Origin of the sequence: Acinetobacter sp. YH01005 (assembly GCF_013420465.1) — a bacterium.
In the GTDB taxonomy this organism is placed as follows: Bacteria; Pseudomonadota; Gammaproteobacteria; order Pseudomonadales; family Moraxellaceae; genus Acinetobacter; species Acinetobacter amyesii.
In genome coordinates this window covers 169223-186524 of the sequence record NZ_VOYA01000006.1, presented here as the reverse complement: position 1 = coordinate 186524, position 17302 = coordinate 169223, and the positions used below count along the sequence as shown (strand labels likewise).

Genomic DNA, 17302 nt, shown 5'->3' with positions numbered 1-17302 from the left:
TCCATATCAACTTTTAAATATCTGTTTTGTATTTATTATTTACAACTAAACTTTATAAAATATACTTTAGTCTAATAACCACGCTTTGTTTGACCTCAGTCTCATTTCAATGAAAAGTATAAAAACCAAATCAACACCATATTGGTATGACCATTTATTTAAATCAAATAGATTTCTTTATATGTGCAACCTATTTCTTTCAGAAAATGCCTTTTCCGCCTGCAAAAACTGGATGAAGTATTCATCAATAGATTTCAACGATCATTTTTTTCTACCTCATCGCTTGTATCTCATGATTTTTTAGAAAAACCCCGCAGAAAAGTGCTACAATCATGCACATATATGTATTCTTTCAGGCCACCCATTCTCGGTGCCTATATTTATATCGTTAGGATTAACAATGACTGATAATGCAACTATCTTGCAGAATGTCCCAGTTGGCAAAAAAGTTGGTATTGCCTTCTCTGGTGGTCTAGATACTTCAGCTGCGCTTTTGTGGATGAAACAAAAAGGTGCAGAACCTTATGCTTACACAGCAAACTTAGGTCAACCTGATGAAGACGACTACGATGCGATTCCAAAAAAAGCGGAAGCGTATGGCGCAGTTAAAGCTCGCTTAGTTGATTGTCGTTTACAACTTGCTTTAGAAGGTATTGCGGCTATTCAATGTGGCGCTTTCCACATTTCAACTGGTGGTATGCCTTATTTCAACACGACTCCTCTTGGTCGTGCAGTTACAGGTACGATGCTTGTAACCGCAATGAAAGAAGATGACGTAAACATCTGGGGTGACGGTTCGACTTATAAAGGTAACGACATTGAACGTTTCTATCGTTATGGTCTGTTGACTAACCCATCGCTAAAAATTTACAAACCTTGGTTAGACCAAACTTTCATTGACGAGCTAGGCGGCCGTGCAGAAATGTCACAGTTCCTGATCGACAATGGTTTTGACTACAAAATGTCAAAAGAGAAAGCGTACTCAACTGACTCAAACATGTTAGGTGCGACTCACGAAGCAAAAGATCTTGAATACCTTAATGCGGGTATCAAAATCGTAGACCCAATCATGGGCGTTGCGTTCTGGAAAGATGACGTAGAAGTAAAAGCTGAAGAAGTTTCTGTAACTTTCGAAGAAGGCTTCCCTGTTGCATTAAATGGCAAACGCATCGAAAACCCAGTTGAGTTTATTCTTGAAGCTAACCGTATCGGTGGTCGTCATGGTCTAGGTATGTCTGACCAAATCGAAAACCGTATCATTGAAGCAAAATCTCGTGGTATCTACGAAGCTCCGGGTATGGCACTTCTTCATATCGCTTATGAACGTTTAGTGACTGGTATTCATAACGAAGACACCATCGAACAATACCGTATTAACGGTCTGCGTTTAGGTCGTCTTCTTTACCAAGGTCGTTGGTTCGATTCTCAATCATTAATGCTTCGTGAAACTGCGCAGCGTTGGGTTGCTAAAGCAATCACTGGTACTGTGACTTTAGAACTTCGTCGTGGTAATGACTACACTATTCTAAACACTGAATCTCCTAACCTCACTTATGAAGCTGAGCGTTTAACTATGGAGAAAGGTGACTCTATGTTTAGTCCTGCTGACCGTATCGGTCAATTGACTATGCGTAACCTGGATATCACAGATACTCGCGCTAAATTAGGTATCTACACAAACTCTGGCTTACTTGCAGTAGGTACAGGTTCTGCAGTGCCTCAATTAAAAGACAAAAACAAATAAGATTTGTTGAGTCATAAAAAACCGCGCATTTTGCGCGGTTTTTTATTGCCGATTTCAGAGAAGTTCTCAATTTTATTAAACATTAAGCCACATGTGCTGAACGAATCGACTGATAGTAAATTTGATTCCGGCCTAATTGTTTCGCACGATACAACGCCTGATCGGCAATATTTAACAGTTCATCCTTCGTCATATTTTCAGCACGATATACCGTAATACCCAAACTAATAGTGACGTGATTTGAAACCTGTGATTTGGCATGTGGAATTTCTAAACGATCGATTGCTTTATAAATATTTGACGCTACCGCATAAGCACCATGCGCATCGGTTTCAGGCAATAAAACCACAAATTCTTCACCACCATATCGCGCTACAAAATCCATATGTCGAATGGCATTTTTAATGGTTTTGGCAATGGTTGAAATTACATCATCGCCTTTTTGATGACCGTAGAAATCGTTATAGTTTTTAAAATGATCAACATCGATAAATAGCACAGCAAGCGAGGTGTTATTACGTCGAGATTGCTCATAAAAGGTATCAAGCATTTCATCAAAAGTACGTCGGTTTGAAATCTTGGTTAATTCATCATGCTGACTTAAATGTAAAAGCTCTGTGGTATGAATACGATGGATTTTTTCACTAATATCCGCGCGCAGCATATTCAAAAATATCATCCGTTCACGCGCACAGAGCATCTTACTGATTGCAAAACCCAATACACAGCTTCCAATCAGTACACGCCCCAACACCATCACATCAAATTTCACTTCTAATGAAAAAAGCATCAACATGGTGACCACAGCAGCCAACAATCCAGACATCAACATTTGGACCGGTTTTACCCCCGTCAAAATATAGCTCAAGATGTAAATCATACAAAGGATCATCATGGCCTGATGTTTAAGTGCTTCGGTATACACGGTCATGGTGAGCCAAGACATTGAAATAACAGCCCAAAACACCACAAACATACTGGCAAGTGAAAAATAAGGCTTCAGACGGTCGTAACGGGCAAAGGTATATAAAGCCAAAAGACACAGCGCACCATTGAGCTGACCAAGCAAACAACGAATAAAATCATGCACAAAATGCTGTTGATTAATTATCCAGTAATCTCCGGGAATGATCAGCATCGTGAGCACAAAGTAGATCAACACTCCCATCCAAAAAAAATGACGTATGTTGGTTTGCGCACGATCGAGGCTTAAAGTCCAAAATTGAGTTTCCAGTTTTTTAGGAAACATTTCCCCTACACGACGAGTTTGCCGTGTAATCAGTTCCTCTATTTTTTCTTTATCGTATTGCAACTTTGCAAGGTTATACTTGTATTCCATTTCCAAGCATTTATCTAATTCTTTTAGTCATTTAAAAATACCACAGTTTTATTCTTTATTTATATCTGTTCAGTCATTTGTACATAAATCTCGTTACCATTTTCACATTATTTGCATTATCATTTGTTTTATTTCCAAGCTTGGAATCGCTGTGAATACGATTACTCTTCTTCAGCCAGATGATTGGCATGCACATTTACGTGACGGTCTAGCCCTAAAGCGTACAGTTCCTGATTTAGCACAACAATTCTCTCGCGCGATTTGTATGCCAAATACCGTACCACCGGTAAAAACCGTTGAAGAAGCAAATGCATACCGTGAACGTATCATGGCACATGTTCCTGAAGGCGTTCACTTTGACCCGCGCATGGTGCTCTATTTCACAGACAACACACCTGCAAGTGAAGTTAAAAAAATTAAAGAATCTGAGCATGTTAATGCCATCAAGCTCTATCCAGCGGGTGCAACCACGAACTCAGACAGTGGTGTCAGCGACATTAGTAAAGTCTATGGTGTGATTGAGCAACTCGAAGAGCACCAAGTGCCATTACTGTTACATGGTGAAGTGACACATAACCATGTCGATATTTTTGACCGTGAAAAACGTTTCCTTGATGAAGTACTTTCTCCACTGTTAAAACAGTTCCCTAAATTAAAATTGGTGCTAGAACACATCACCACAAGTGAAGCTGCGCATTTTGTATTAGAACAAGACCGTAATGTCGCTGCGACAATCACACCGCAACATTTATTGTTTAACCGTAATGATATGTTGGTGGGTGGTATTAAACCGCATTTCTATTGCCTACCGATATTAAAACGTCAAACCCATCAGCAAACTTTGCTTGAAGTCGCGACCAGTGCGAACCCTAAATTTTTCTTAGGTACAGACAGTGCGCCGCACTCAAAAAATGCTAAAGAAAATGCATGTGGCTGTGCAGGATGTTATAGTGCACCAACAGCAATTGAGCTATACGCTCAAGCATTTGATCAAGTCGGTAAAATCGACCGTTTAGAAGGTTTTGCAAGCCACTTTGGTGCAGACTTCTACGGACTCCCTCGAAATACCAATACCATTACTTTGGTAAAAGAAGATCAAGTGATCCCTGAAAGTTTAGACTACTTGGATGGCGAAAAAATTATTCCGTTGTATGCGGGTAAGACCATCCAATGGAGAAAAGTGTGACAGATGAAACTCGACCAGTCATTGGTCAACGTTTCCGTGGATTCCTACCTGTTGTTGTCGATGTCGAAACAGCAGGTTTTAATTCACAGACCGATGCCTTACTGGAAATTGCAGCGATTCCTATTGTGTATGATGCAGAAGGTAATTTTGTACCGGGTGAAGCCCACCATGCACATATCAATCCATTTGAAGGTGCCAACCTTGACCGTCGTTCACTGGATTTTATTGGTGTAGATCCATTTAATCCGATGCGTATGGCCATGGCTGAAGATGAAAAATCAGCATTAAAACGTATTTTTAAGTCAGTGAATGAAGTACGTCGCCAACAGAACTGCACACACGCGGTTTTAGTTGGTCATAATGCCCATTTTGACTTAGGTTTTGTACAGGCAGCGATTGCACGTACAGGGACAAAAAATCAAAATCCTTTCCATAGTTTTTCCGTATTCGATACAGTGACTTTGAGCGCTGTAATGTTTGGACAAACTGTGCTGGCAAAATCATGTATTCAGGCAGGTATTGAGTTTGATGGCAAAGAAGCACACTCTGCACTTTACGATACTCAGAAGACCGCTGAACTGTTCTGCTATATTTTGAACAAACTCGGCCCTCACCTACTTGACACTATGATGGCGGATCAATAAGATACCGCCATCTTCTAAACGTCCCTATCGTCTAGAGGCCTAGGACATCGCCCTTTCACGGCGGTAACCGGGGTTCGAATCCCCGTAGGGACGCCAATTCTTATTCAGACTTTCTCCAAGCTGATTATTCAAGTCTATTGAATACACATCACCATCTCTTCTGATTATTCAAAATTTTCATTGAATTCGCTGTGTATTAAAAAATCACTTATTGCAAATAATTCTCATTTCTATTGATTATTTTTATAAGGTTAATGATAATCGCTATCGTTTTAATCTGCATAATTGTTGACAGCCATGCGCTTTGCCTATTCTCCCCTCAATCTCGCAATTTTGACTGCTTTAGCATTTCAAGCTTATGCCAATGAAATTGATTCAACTCAAGTTATTCAAAGCAATAACCTCAAAATGACGCCGATTGAAGTTGAAGTCAAAGCCAAACAAGAAGTAGGTAAAACCATCTACACCAAAGAAGATTTAGAAAAAACGCCGAATAGTTCGAAAAATATCACAGACTTTTTAAAAGTTAATCCAAATGTGCAGTTTAGCCGTGAACAACGTTCTGCAGATTCACAGGCTGAGCTACGACCATCCGAGATATCTATTAACGGCGCGCAAACTTACCGAAATAAATTTGTAATTAACGGCGTCAATACCACCAATAACCTTGACCCTCTGGCAAGCGGAGACTCCTATTCAGGCAAGCTTGATGGTGGTTCACAAGGGATGGCTCTAAACACCGATTTAATTTGTAAATTAGAATTGATCGATAGTAATGTTTCTGCAGCATACGGCGAATTTACAGGTGGTGTAGTAAATGCTGAAACTTGTGCCCCAAATACTGAAATTGGCAAAATCCACGGCTCCGTCACTTACGACTACACGGAAAGTGATTGGTCACGTTATCATTTTACCGATGAAGAAGAAGCTGCAGAGTTTGAAGATCCAACATCATCAAATAATAAAGAATATAAAAAACACGGCCTAAGCCTGAACCTATACAGCAAACTCTCTGAACAATGGGGCATCAATAGTTATGCCTCTAAACGTGAATCCATCGTTCCAGTAATGAGTGGTTTAGAAGATCGCAGTAAAGTCAAAAGCGAGCGTAATAATATCAACTTAGGGACTACCCTTTTTTACACACCTTCGGACACAACCAAAGCGAAGTTTGGCTTTGATTTAGGGGATTTGGACAGTCTAAATTTCGTTGATAAGCGAATAAATTCAAAAAGTATTAGCAATACAGAAACGCTGACATTTTTTGGTGAATTAGAAAGTAAACTCAATAATTCAACATTAAAACAAAATATTAGCTATCAAACGCTAAGCCAAGCACGTGAAAATGATTCAACTACCGGCATTCTTTGGAAGCAAACACCAACTAAAAACTGGAGTTCCAATCCTGGTGAAGGTGCCACAAGTAGTGATATTGAATTACACCAAGATACATTTTCGTATAGTCTAAAAAATGCTTTTGATACCATTCAGATTGGCAACAGCATGCAACAATTAAGCTTTGGTATGGGCTATGACTATTCTAAAGTTGCATGGGAACGGCCTAACGATGCCTATATGTATAATCAGCCTAAGACTTTTACATCTAGTTCAGGCATTAGCTGTACGGCAGGTGATATTCTTTGTGATGAAGCAACGGATGAAAATAACTATCAAGACCAATATCAAACAAATGGCAAGTATTATCAAAAAGGTAAAGTTAATATTGACCAACAACGTGTGCATACCTTCATTGAAAACACATCGACTTGGGATAATTTTTCAGCGCGTATAGGTTTACGTGCAGATTATGACAGCTTGTCGAAAAATTTAAATATTGCACCTCGTACTGCCTTTAACTATAAACCGCTAAAAAATGATCTTTTGTCCTTCACTACGGGATGGAATCGATATTATGCAAACTATACCTTAGCCACTGAACTGCAAGATCAACTTGCATTTTTGGAATACAATTTAAAACGCACAAAAAATCAAACTGAAGACTATTGGACTCAAACTGGGTTATCAGATTTAATATTAGCTAATTCCAATATTCAACGTGCCAATTTAAAGACCCCTTATGCTGACGAAATTGTGTTTGCCATTAATAGCCAAGTTAAAAACTGGAACCTTGGTCTGAAATGGGTGAATCGCGATAGCAAAGATGAAATCACAAAAAATCGTTTTATTGATCCAACAACCAGTAACACCATCGATCATTTTGAATATAGCAATAGTGGTAAAGCAAAAGCTGACATTTACACACTCACACTCAGAAATACGCTGCCAGTCGTTTATAAAAACTCTCTGCACGGGTTTAACTTTGGCTTTGATTACACTGAATCGGAAAAAAATTATTTAGACTATTCTGAGTCATATAACGTTAACAGTAATACCGCTGCTGAAGATCGCAATATTATCTTTAACGGCAGCCTCATCCAATTTAATGAACGTCCTGTTGAAAATTTCAATCAGCCTTGGACTGCTCGTTTTGGTTGGGACATTGAGTTTTCAAATTTACCATTAAAGATTAATAACTTTTTAAGCTACAAATCTGAATATAAAGATACGTATAAACTAAAAAACAAAGTTGAGCATGATGGTGTCCTGTTGGAAGCCTATGCTACAGATACGATTAGACCTCGATTTAGTTGGGATATGCGTACCACTTATGATTTCAATTTCGCTAAAGATCTCAAAGCAATATTCGGTTTAACCATTAACAATATTACCAATCGACATAATATCTATACCACCCCAGGTATTAGTGAGTCGACCAACAGACTTAGATCTGAAATTGGGCGACAGTTCATTGCTGATGTCACATTTAAATTTTAATCTTCCCTATCAAGAGCGCCTTAAAAACGCTCTTGATTCATTTTAAAATAGACTAAAACATGAAAAAAATAATCTTACTCTTTGGCCTGTGCCTAGTATGTCTCGGTATCTTCATCTACATTTTTAGACCCGAAGCCAGCCTACCGACAAATCTTTCAAATACTGTTGAGCACGATGCCAATCAGACAAATCAAACAGCATTGAATGATGACCAAGAATCTTTTATTCCCGAAACCAACGATCATGACACTCAAATACAAGCGAAAAAAACCAAAAAATTGAGCGAAGAAGCAATACAGTATTACCGAACAGCAAGTAAATACGGTTGGGAGTCAATCGTTCGTGATTTTGAAAATGGAACCATCCTAAAAAGTAAAATGCCTAAAGGGGAAATAGAAAAACTTTGCGAAATTGCACTGAGTCAAAGCACTGCCGATAAAACCAAACGCTTATTTAAAGCAAATTGCAAACCACTCAATGGTCGTTCATCCTCTATGATTATTAATGGCGTATTAACCAATGCAGAAGGCAAAATAGATCAAAACGAAATCATTGAAAAATTAAAACTCTACAAGTCGGAAAATGTTTTACAAACACACGTTACGTATAAATTTGGCCCGTATGAAGAAAAAAGCTCTTTGCAAGCCCAAGCAATTGGTTGGGGGCTTGAAGACGTTTCTGATTATTTGCTGAGTATTGGTGTCGATTACACGGGCGTGGATGGTAATTTAATTTTAGACAATATCAAAGGCCGTAACCCTTCTGTGAGTTTGGTTCAAAAACTACTGAATGCAGGAATCGAGCCCAATAGTAACGTTTATAAACAAATGGAACAGAATGACTTTTCAACCAAATATCCTGACGTTTACAATTTATTAAAAGCACACAAACCATGAAAAACATCGTTATTACCAGCTGCCTGCTAATGAGTATGCATTGCTTTGCAAATGCTCCATTACCACAAAATCTCTCTACCAATGCACCATCAGTGAAAAACATTCACGACTTTAAAAAGATCAAAGGGATGACAAATGATGCATCTCGTTATTATAAGTTTATAAACATATATGGTTGGTCAGCCATAGTGCAGGAATTTGAAAATAAAAATATTCAAAGCAGTAAAATGAAAAATAAAGAAGTTAAAAAAATGTGTGACACAGCGCATCTTATACTTCCACTTCAAGATATCAAGCGACTGATTGCTGCTGATTGCAAACCCAGCTCAAACGATGTGACTTTTAACACCATCAATAGGATTTTAAAAAATGGCGATGGTTCTATTAATGAACAAGAAATTATTGCCAAATTAGAATTTTATAATGCATTAGGATTATTAAAAGCACATCAAACATACGGCCGTGGCTATCGTGCAGAAACATATAATTTACTCTACAAAGCTGCCGGTTTTGGTTTGCCTAATGTTTTTGATTATCTACTTAATATTAGACTCACAGTAAAATATACCGATGGTAACTTACTGAATACACATTTTGATGGTCGCTCCCCACAACTCGCTTTAACCCAAAAAATTTTAAAACTGGGTGTTGAGCCAAATGCTTCAACCATCACGATCATGCAACAACGGAACTTTAAACAACACTACCCCGACATTTACCAAGTCATCCTGTCCAATCTAGAACAGAAAAACCGTAAACTTTAATTAATTACAGCCTGACTGGTTTTGTTTATACTTCAGCTTGATCTATTTTGATGTAAGAACACCCTATGTTTAAAAAGTTGCTCTTGGTTTTAGCCATCTTATTTCCATCTGCACTCTATCTGTATATTGTGAGCCGCGATGACAACAAAGCCCCTGTAACCGAACAAACTCAAGTACCTGCAACCTCCGAAGCCGAATATCAAACTCCTGACCATTAATCTAATGGTCAGTGCTAAAGATTTAAATTTTAGATCAGTATTATCACATTATAAGAAAAATTCGATTTATCAATCATTTCACTGCATTCAATCATAAAATATACCTTTCATTCAATTTTCATTTCACTATGCAATCTCCCTCTGAACCTTCGCAACACTCGTCTGCTGAAGGTAAAAGTCCATCGCTTAAACGTGCGATGACGACTCGACACCTTGTGATGCTCTCACTTGGTGGTGCAATTGGTACTGGTTTGTTTATGGGTTCAGGTGAAGTTATTTCACAAGCTGGGCCTTTGGGCGCTGTACTTGCCTACATTATTGGCGGACTAATCGCCTACATGGTTATGCTCTGTTTGGGTGAGCTTGCCGTACATTTACCTGTTTCTGGCTCTTTTGGTGCTTTTGCGACAAATTATATTGGCCCGGGTACCGGTTATATGGTGTCTTGGATGTACTGGTTGGGCTGGTCTGCCACCTTAGGTACAGAATTTACTGCGGCGGCTATTTTGATGCAGGAATGGTTTCCACAAACCTCTATTTGGTTATGGACACTGATCTTTGCAGGTGGCGTACTGATCTCTAATCTAAGTTCTACACGTGCGTTTGCAGAGTCAGAATTTTGGTTATCAATGGTGAAAGTTGCAACAGTGTTGATTTTCATCATCCTTGGTTTTGCCTGCATCTTTGGTTTCGTACCTTTCCAAGGCTATGAATCAGCTCCAATGTTCCACAATTTGACAGAACATGGTTGGCTGCCAAATGGTTTGTTCCCTCTGTTTGCCACGCTATTGATCGTGAACTTTGCCTTTAATGGTACGGAGATGATTGGTATCGCTGCAGGTGAAACTGAAAACCCTGAAAAGAATGTGCCTAAAGCCATTCATGCTGCGGTATGGCGCTTAATCATTTTCTTTGTCGGCACTATTATCGTCATCAGTTCCCTGTTGACCTATACCGATGCAGGTTTAAATGTTGGTGGACATGGCGGCTTAAGTAGTAGCCCATTCGTTTCCGTATTTAACCTGATGGGCATTCCCTATGCAGAAGACTTAATTCGTTTCGTCATTATTACGGCTTTACTGTCTACAGCTAACTCTGGTTTATATGCTGCATCACGTATGATGTGGGCGCTGTCCGCACAAAAACAATTACCACGTGCTTTCGGCAAATTAAGCAAAACTGGTGTGCCTTATATTGCTGTATTGGTTACTATGATCGGTGGTTTACCAGGCCTATTGTCAGAACAATTTGGGGCAGATGTCATCTTCAAAAACTTGATGGGGGTTGCCGCCTTCACCATGGTGATCGTGTGGATGAGTATTTGCTGGAGTCAATTTAACTTCCGTCGCCAATGGCTGAAACAAGGTCATAGCGTGTCAGAACTTAAATTCCGTACACCATGGTTCCCGCTGGTTCCAATTCTTGGCTTTGTCTGCTGTACCGCAACAGGTTTAAGTATGGCTGCAGATCCTGAAATGCTTTCAGGCTTTATTGGCTGCCTGATCTTTATGGCAGCATGTTATGCAGGTTATTATTGGTTATATCACGATAAATAAAATAGTTAAGGTGGCTCATTAGCCACCTTTTTTTATGAAACTATTTCTCTTCCCTATGAGAGAAAAATTAGGGTTTCCATATAAATTCAAAAATGATTTGTGGGAGCAGTTTAATCCACAAAAACCACTGTACAAATTATAATTTAAGGAAATCGTTCAACTGCTTTTCGTCAATGAGTTTTTATCCTCGCTCAACACCAAGATATAATCCCATACTTTCAACTCTAATGAGTCCTTTTCGGATTTTGCCCCTTTAGAAACATTAGCTAAAAGACACGCAGCTACTATTGCTAGAAATATTTGGATAGATACTCTCAAACTTGTATTAGATATTAATTCAACAAAAGTAAAGTTAAAAACTATTAATGAAAGTGGCAAAAGCACCCGACTTGAATTCATCTGTTTTTTAAATTCAGGAAAATCACGATTAATAACCAATAAATCTTGTTTGTCTTTACTCCACAACATTGGCTCAAAACATACATCCAATTTTTTTTCTAATTTTTCAAGTTCTACATCATCACTAGACAACTGATATCTTCGAACCTTTAAGATTAGATATAATTTAAAAAAGCTCTGGATATCTAAAAAATAATGAGAATCATCTAAAGATTTGAGGTGATTATACGTAATTCTACTTTCCCCATCTAAATCCCTAAATAAAAGTTCATCAATAATTCTTTCAAACTCTGATTTACTGATATACGAAGAAAAATTATTTGGATAAACTTCAAACCAATGCAAATAATTCAATAAAACTATATAGAATCTTTCATGGACTTTGCCCACATTAAATTGATTGATTTCAAATAAAATTCCAGAAATAAACTCATTAAAATTATTTTTCATTAAAAAAATTCTGTTTTTGTTTCATTTATATACATTTAGAATATAACAATGAAACTCTATTTTGACAAATATAGATGGGCTATGTACTATACACCCACCTCAAAACGTCCCTATCGTCTAGAGGCCTAGGACATCGCCCTTTCACGGCGGTAACCGGGGTTCGAATCCCCGTAGGGACGCCAATTCTTCTGTCAGTTCTGACAAACTTAAAGTTTATTTATCTATAATTTATATTAATTGATTGCATCATCATTGCATTCTTCTCTACAATTACTCGCTTCGTTATTTGATTCTCCTTTTTCTCTATGCAGTCATCTCATTCTCCGAATGATGCTTCGCATCAGGGCAATTCTGCGCCGTTAAAACGCGCTATGAGTACTCGACATCTGGTGATGATTTCGCTTGGCGGCGCAATCGGTACTGGTTTATTTCTTGGTTCGGGTGAAGTCATTGCACAAACGGGGCCTGTAGGTGCCATTATTTCGTATTTTTTAGGCGGTATTATCGCCTATATGGTGATGCTTTGCTTAGGCGAGCTCGCTGTACATATGCCAGAATCAGGTTCATTTGGCGCTTATGCTAAACGCTATATCGGACCGGGTACGGGTTATACCATCACTTGGCTGTATTGGCTGACATGGTCAGTAACGCTAGGAACTGAATTTACCGCTGCTGCACTTTTAATGCAGGAATGGTTCCCAGACAGCTCTATGTGGATGTGGACCTTAATCTTTGGTGCTTTTGTATTCTGCTTGAATATGATTTCAACCAAATGGTTTGCTGAATCTGAATTTTGGCTAGCCTTAGTCAAAGTGATTACCGTTGTAGCCTTTATTATTTTAGGTCTATTGGCCATTTTTGGTGTTTTAGGCTATCGAGGCTATGAAGCTGCACCACTGTTTAGCAACCTCACTGCACAAGGTTGGTTCCCTGAAGGCTTATTCCCAATCTTCGCTACTATGTTGATTGTTAACTTTGCATTCTCAGGTACTGAACTGATTGGTGTTGCTGCGGGTGAAACCAAAGATCCAGCGAAAAATGTGCCTAAAGCCATTAACACGGCGATTTTCCGCTTATTGATTTTCTTTGTGGGTACTATTGTTGTTATTACTGCATTATTGCCCCATCAAGAAGCTGGCTTATCTGCCGAAGGTGTAAGTAGTTCACCTTTCGTAACGGTATTCCAGCACATTGGTATTCCTTATGCAGAAGACATCATCCGCTTTGTGATTATCACAGCCCTACTTTCTGCTGCAAACTCAGGTTTATTTGCTGCATCTCGAATGATGTGGTCATTGTCCTATAGTAAGCAATTACCTGCAGTGTTCTCTAAAGTGAACTCGCGCGGTATTCCTTATGTTGCCGTGATCGTGACCATGATCGGTGGTATGCCGGGCTTACTGTCTGAACAATTCGCTCCAGAAACCATCTTCAAAAACTTGTTAGGTGTCGCGGCATTTACCATGGTGGTGGTATGGATGAGTATTTGTTTAAGCCAATTCAACTTCCGTCGTCAGTGGTATAAAGAAGGCAAAACTGCAAAAGATTTAGCTTTTGCTGCACCACTCTTCCCAATCGTGCCGATACTCGGTTTTGTATTCTGTCTGATTACCTGTATTAGTATGGTATTTGACCCAGAAATGTTAACTGGCTTTATCTGCTGTATGATCTTCATTGTGGCGTGTTATATCAGCTACTACACCTTGTATCACAACAAAGATTGATCTGTGTTGTCATGCCAAACACGATAAAAGAGTAACTTCGGTTGCTCTTTTTTTATGGCTATATTTTAATAAAAGTAGAATAAAAACTGATCCGTCGATGAGGTGCAATATGCAGATCATCTTTATCCATGGCATGAATCAACAGCAACAAACTGCACGTTCGCTCGAACAGCATTGGCTTGCACTGTTGTCTCAAGGCTTAAAGCAAAGCCATCAAGAGACTTTTTTATCATATATACAGCACCATATGCGCATGCCTTTTTATGGAGATTTACTCACGCGTTATCATTTGCAGAATATGCTTCAAGCCAGCACCTTGACGCCTCAAACGTGGCCACATTTTCCGTTTATCCATCGTACTGAACTCCCAGAAAAATCACCAAAAGTACTTGAGCATCATGCTGTACAAAATAATCTACCTGACATCACCCTCAATGATGCTATTGGATTGAGCCAGTCATTCAAATCGATCACCGCACTCGGCAAAGATCTTGCGCTACGCGATTTTGCAGTTTTAATGAATTATTTCCCCAAATTACATGCCACACTTTTGCATAAATTTTTGGTCGAAACTTATCTCTATTTATCCAATCCACACTTTATTCAGGCAGTTCATACTCGTCTGCATGAGCAATTACATCAAACGAAACCCACCCTGTTGATTGCACATTCGCTAGGTAGCGTGATTGCGTATCATTTTTTACTGTTACATCCTGAACTCAACATACAGCGCTTTATCACCTTGGGCTCACCTTTGGCTTTTCGTGTCATCCAAGCCCACTTACCTCAGCCTTTACAGCGACCTGATGCAATTTCAGGCGATTGGTTAAACTTTTATTCACATGATGATTTTCTCAGCGCTTTTCCACTGAGTCAGGCACCATTTGATTTTCAACCCGCCATTATCAACCAGCAAATTCAGACATCGATTGAACACCCACACGATATTGCTGGATATTTAACGCATCCAGAAGTTATTGCTACAATCTTACAAGTGTTGAAAAAACCGACATAAATAATGTATTTTTCAAACATTTTTAGCAAATTGTTTTAATTTTATGCACTCAACAACAAAAACTGAATTTATTTATAGAAAAGCGTTTGACACCCCCCGATTTTCACCCTAATATACGCCCACCTCTGAAACGTCCCTATCGTCTAGAGGCCTAGGACATCGCCCTTTCACGGCGGTAACCGGGGTTCGAATCCCCGTAGGGACGCCAATTTTCAGAAGTACATTTTATTAAGTCCCTATCGTCTAGAGGCCTAGGACATCGCCCTTTCACGGCGGTAACCGGGGTTCGAATCCCCGTAGGGACGCCATTATTTAGTCTAAAAACTTAGACTGAAATAAACGGTTTTAAAATTTGCTTTCTGTACTGTCCCTATCGTCTAGAGGCCTAGGACATCGCCCTTTCACGGCGGTAACCGGGGTTCGAATCCCCGTAGGGACGCCATATTCGAGTTGGTTTTAACCACTCATTAAAAAGCTCAAGCATTGCGACTTGGGCTTTTTTATTGCCTTAATTTCTAAATATTTCTTTTAAAAGTTTTGAATCATAAATGGCCTTAGGGGCAATCACCTGCTCATTTAGCGGAATATTTTGACCATAGCGCTGCCGCATTAGACGCTGCACTTCATATTGTTTTAAATCAAATTGTTTAAGTTGTTGTAACGGCGAAAGTTCGATTCCTAAAGCATGCTGATAAGCTTTCCAAACAATTTCAGAACAGTAAATTGCACGGTCATCCCATTCAAAATAAATATCATAGGGTTTGCCCAAGTACTTTTCTGCATTTTGTACTAGCTTCGTTTTCTGCGGCACATTTAAGGGTTGTTTGAGCCTTTTCACCACATAGTGAGCATTCTCCCCACGCGCGATCCATTGATTTAAAGCGGTATATTGCACAGGTTGAATAGCTTCAAGCACCCAAGTTTGGTTATTTTTATTTACGATCATGCCCATGTGACTATAAGGCGAATGTGTCGCCTTTTGAATGCTTAAACTTTGTTGTGACTTTGAGATATGAAAAATGATATCCCCCGTCTGAAATGTAGACTGGGCATAGAGAGCAGAACTGAGCCCCGAAAGAATGACTATTAATATTAAAATTTTAGACATTTTTATTGTAAGTAATATTGATATGAATGAAGGCAACCATAACATGGATGTATGCCGATTGCCCTTATTCTAATAATTCAATGATTGACTAAGCCGACTTACGTGAATTGACTTGCCCTTTAATGACCGCGGTTAAATTGCCTTTGAGATATTTAAAAAACACTTTTAACGGTGAAAGTTTAGGATTTGGCTGTTTTCCTTCACCAATCGATTTAAACTGAGCGGCATACCAAATAATTTCCATAATCGCCATTTTATCAATCATCGGTATGCCAGTTTTAATTTTGTCCACACCATAACGAACATCCTGACCCGCCAATAAACGATCAGCCAAATCGACTTCAACAGCGAAAGGACGTGCAATACCAATAAAATCACAAGCTCCACTGTCTAGTGCAGCATTCATGCCTTGGACGGTTCTAAACCCGCCGGTAACCATTAACGCGCATTTCACTTCTTTACGGATATTGTCCGCAAAATCGAGGAAATAAGCTTCACGAGCAATGGTACTGGCTTTACGTTTTTCTTCTTTAGCACCCGCCATCGCTGGCGCTTCATAGGAACCGCCCGAGATTTCAATCATATCAATCCCTGCGGAATCGATTGCCTTAAAGACCTCAATCACATCTGTTTCGCTAATTCCGCCACGTTGGAAATCAGCAGAGTTGAGTTTGACCGAAATAATAAAATCATCTGTCGTCGCTGCACGAACTGCCTTATAGATTTCAAGCAAAAAGCGCATGCGGTTTTCATTTGAACCGCCCCACTGATCTTGACGTTTATTGGTCAGTGGCGACAAGAACTGACTAATTAAATAACCATGCGCACCATGCAATTGCACGCCTTCGAAGCCTGCCTTTTCACAAATGTGTGCGGCACGTGCAAAACGCTGAATGATATCTAAAATTTCATCTTCACGAAGTTCGCGCGGTGTTCCAAACGTTGTAGCTAACATTGGACTAAATGGCACAGCAGATGGTGCAACCGTTTCTTTATTTAAACCTTTAGGACATTGGCGGCCAGGATGTGAAAGTTGAACCAATTGCACCATGCCGTGCTTCTTGCCTAGCTCAGCCCACTGTGTTAACTGTGCTAAATCACGCTCTGTTTCAGCGACAACAACCCCAGGCTCATTTTTAGCACAAAAATCCACCATGACATTACCCGTAATGGCACAGCCTAAACCACCCTTCGCCCAAGCTTCATATAACCCAAAATGTAAGTGATTGGGTTGGCCTGCGGTATTGGCCAATGCTTCGCTCATTGCACCTTTAATGATGCGATTTTTAAATGTGGTATTACGAATTTTAAAGCTTTCAGCTAAATGGCTCATGGCAATGTCCAAAATGAAATAATAAGTCCTGAGTATTTACTCTAATTATTATTTTCTAAAGGTCAAGGATATTTTGACAATGACACATGTC

Annotated in this window: 14 protein-coding genes and 5 tRNA genes; 15 read left to right on the top strand and 4 right to left on the bottom strand. The window is 39.3% G+C overall.

Annotated elements, in window-relative coordinates; genetic code table 11:
- The first annotated feature begins 400 nt into the window (after window positions 1-400).
- Window positions 401-1744, top strand: coding sequence for an argininosuccinate synthase (gene argG, locus FTT72_RS06035; protein WP_078189146.1), 1344 nt, complete (start codon window positions 401-403; stop codon window positions 1742-1744).
- A gap of 82 nt (window positions 1745-1826) precedes the next feature.
- Here the strand turns inward: argG and FTT72_RS06030 are convergent, their stop codons facing one another.
- The gene (locus FTT72_RS06030; protein ID WP_180178032.1) at window positions 1827-3083 is read right to left on the bottom strand and encodes a diguanylate cyclase; all 1257 of its coding nucleotides are present in this window, start codon (window positions 3081-3083) and stop codon (window positions 1827-1829) included.
- 151 nt (window positions 3084-3234) lie between these two features.
- Here FTT72_RS06030 and pyrC point away from each other — a divergent pair, with 151 nt between their 5' ends.
- From pyrC to FTT72_RS05990, 8 genes are all read left to right on the top strand, one after another.
- Window positions 3235-4269 (top strand): dihydroorotase, encoded by a 1035-nt coding sequence (gene pyrC / locus FTT72_RS06025; RefSeq protein WP_111885770.1) that lies wholly within the window; start codon window positions 3235-3237, stop codon window positions 4267-4269.
- Complete coding sequence (rnt, locus tag FTT72_RS06020; RefSeq protein ID WP_078192915.1) at window positions 4254-4913, top strand: ribonuclease T; 660 nt, start codon at window positions 4254-4256, stop codon at window positions 4911-4913. Before pyrC ends, rnt begins: the two co-directional genes overlap by 16 nt.
- 20 nt (window positions 4914-4933) lie before the next feature.
- Window positions 4934-5009, top strand: a tRNA-Glu gene (locus tag FTT72_RS06015).
- A gap of 201 nt (window positions 5010-5210) precedes the next feature.
- Window positions 5211-7748 (top strand): TonB-dependent receptor plug domain-containing protein, encoded by a 2538-nt coding sequence (locus FTT72_RS06010; protein WP_180178031.1) that lies wholly within the window; start codon window positions 5211-5213, stop codon window positions 7746-7748.
- A 59-nt stretch (window positions 7749-7807) separates the two neighbouring features.
- Entirely contained in the window at window positions 7808-8644 is an 837-nt protein-coding gene (locus FTT72_RS06005; RefSeq protein ID WP_180178030.1) for a hypothetical protein, read from the top strand.
- Window positions 8641-9408 carry a hypothetical protein gene (locus FTT72_RS06000; protein WP_180178029.1) on the top strand — a complete coding sequence of 256 codons (768 nt, stop codon included), beginning with the start codon at window positions 8641-8643 and terminating at the stop codon, window positions 9406-9408. The genes FTT72_RS06005 and FTT72_RS06000 overlap by 4 nt, the downstream gene beginning before the upstream one ends.
- A gap of 65 nt (window positions 9409-9473) precedes the next feature.
- Window positions 9474-9626 (top strand): hypothetical protein, encoded by a 153-nt coding sequence (locus FTT72_RS05995; RefSeq protein ID WP_180004134.1) that lies wholly within the window; start codon window positions 9474-9476, stop codon window positions 9624-9626.
- 128 nt (window positions 9627-9754) lie between these two features.
- Window positions 9755-11182, top strand: a complete 1428-nt coding sequence (locus FTT72_RS05990; RefSeq protein WP_180126537.1) for an amino acid permease — start codon at window positions 9755-9757, stop codon at window positions 11180-11182.
- 156 nt (window positions 11183-11338) lie between these two features.
- On the opposite strand, the gene FTT72_RS05985 is transcribed toward FTT72_RS05990, so the two are convergent.
- On the bottom strand, window positions 11339-12031 hold the full coding sequence (locus tag FTT72_RS05985; RefSeq protein WP_168379377.1) for a hypothetical protein: 693 nt from the start codon (window positions 12029-12031) through the stop codon (window positions 11339-11341).
- 106 nt (window positions 12032-12137) lie between these two features.
- Here FTT72_RS05985 and FTT72_RS05980 point away from each other — a divergent pair.
- The 6 genes from FTT72_RS05980 to FTT72_RS05955 all read left to right on the top strand — a co-directional run bounded on the left by FTT72_RS05980 (window position 12138) and on the right by FTT72_RS05955 (window position 15212).
- A tRNA-Glu gene (locus FTT72_RS05980) sits at window positions 12138-12213 on the top strand.
- Between the two features lie 123 nt (window positions 12214-12336).
- Window positions 12337-13755 (top strand): amino acid permease, encoded by a 1419-nt coding sequence (locus FTT72_RS05975; RefSeq protein WP_078189154.1) that lies wholly within the window; start codon window positions 12337-12339, stop codon window positions 13753-13755.
- Window positions 13756-13864: 109 nt separating this feature from the next.
- Window positions 13865-14770, top strand: coding sequence for an alpha/beta fold hydrolase (locus FTT72_RS05970; RefSeq protein ID WP_111885776.1), 906 nt, complete (start codon window positions 13865-13867; stop codon window positions 14768-14770).
- Window positions 14771-14902: 132 nt separating this feature from the next.
- A tRNA-Glu gene (locus tag FTT72_RS05965) sits at window positions 14903-14978 on the top strand.
- A 24-nt stretch (window positions 14979-15002) separates the two neighbouring features.
- Window positions 15003-15078 (top strand) — tRNA-Glu (locus tag FTT72_RS05960).
- A gap of 58 nt (window positions 15079-15136) precedes the next feature.
- A tRNA-Glu gene (locus tag FTT72_RS05955) sits at window positions 15137-15212 on the top strand.
- Between the two features lie 66 nt (window positions 15213-15278).
- Here FTT72_RS05955 and FTT72_RS05950 read toward each other — a convergent pair.
- Entirely contained in the window at window positions 15279-15878 is a 600-nt protein-coding gene (locus FTT72_RS05950) for a YiiX family permuted papain-like enzyme (RefSeq protein ID WP_180008285.1), read from the bottom strand.
- A gap of 88 nt (window positions 15879-15966) precedes the next feature.
- Entirely contained in the window at window positions 15967-17211 is a 1245-nt protein-coding gene (locus tag FTT72_RS05945) for an NADH:flavin oxidoreductase/NADH oxidase family protein (RefSeq protein WP_180008287.1), read from the bottom strand.
- Window positions 17212-17302 lie beyond the last annotated feature (91 nt).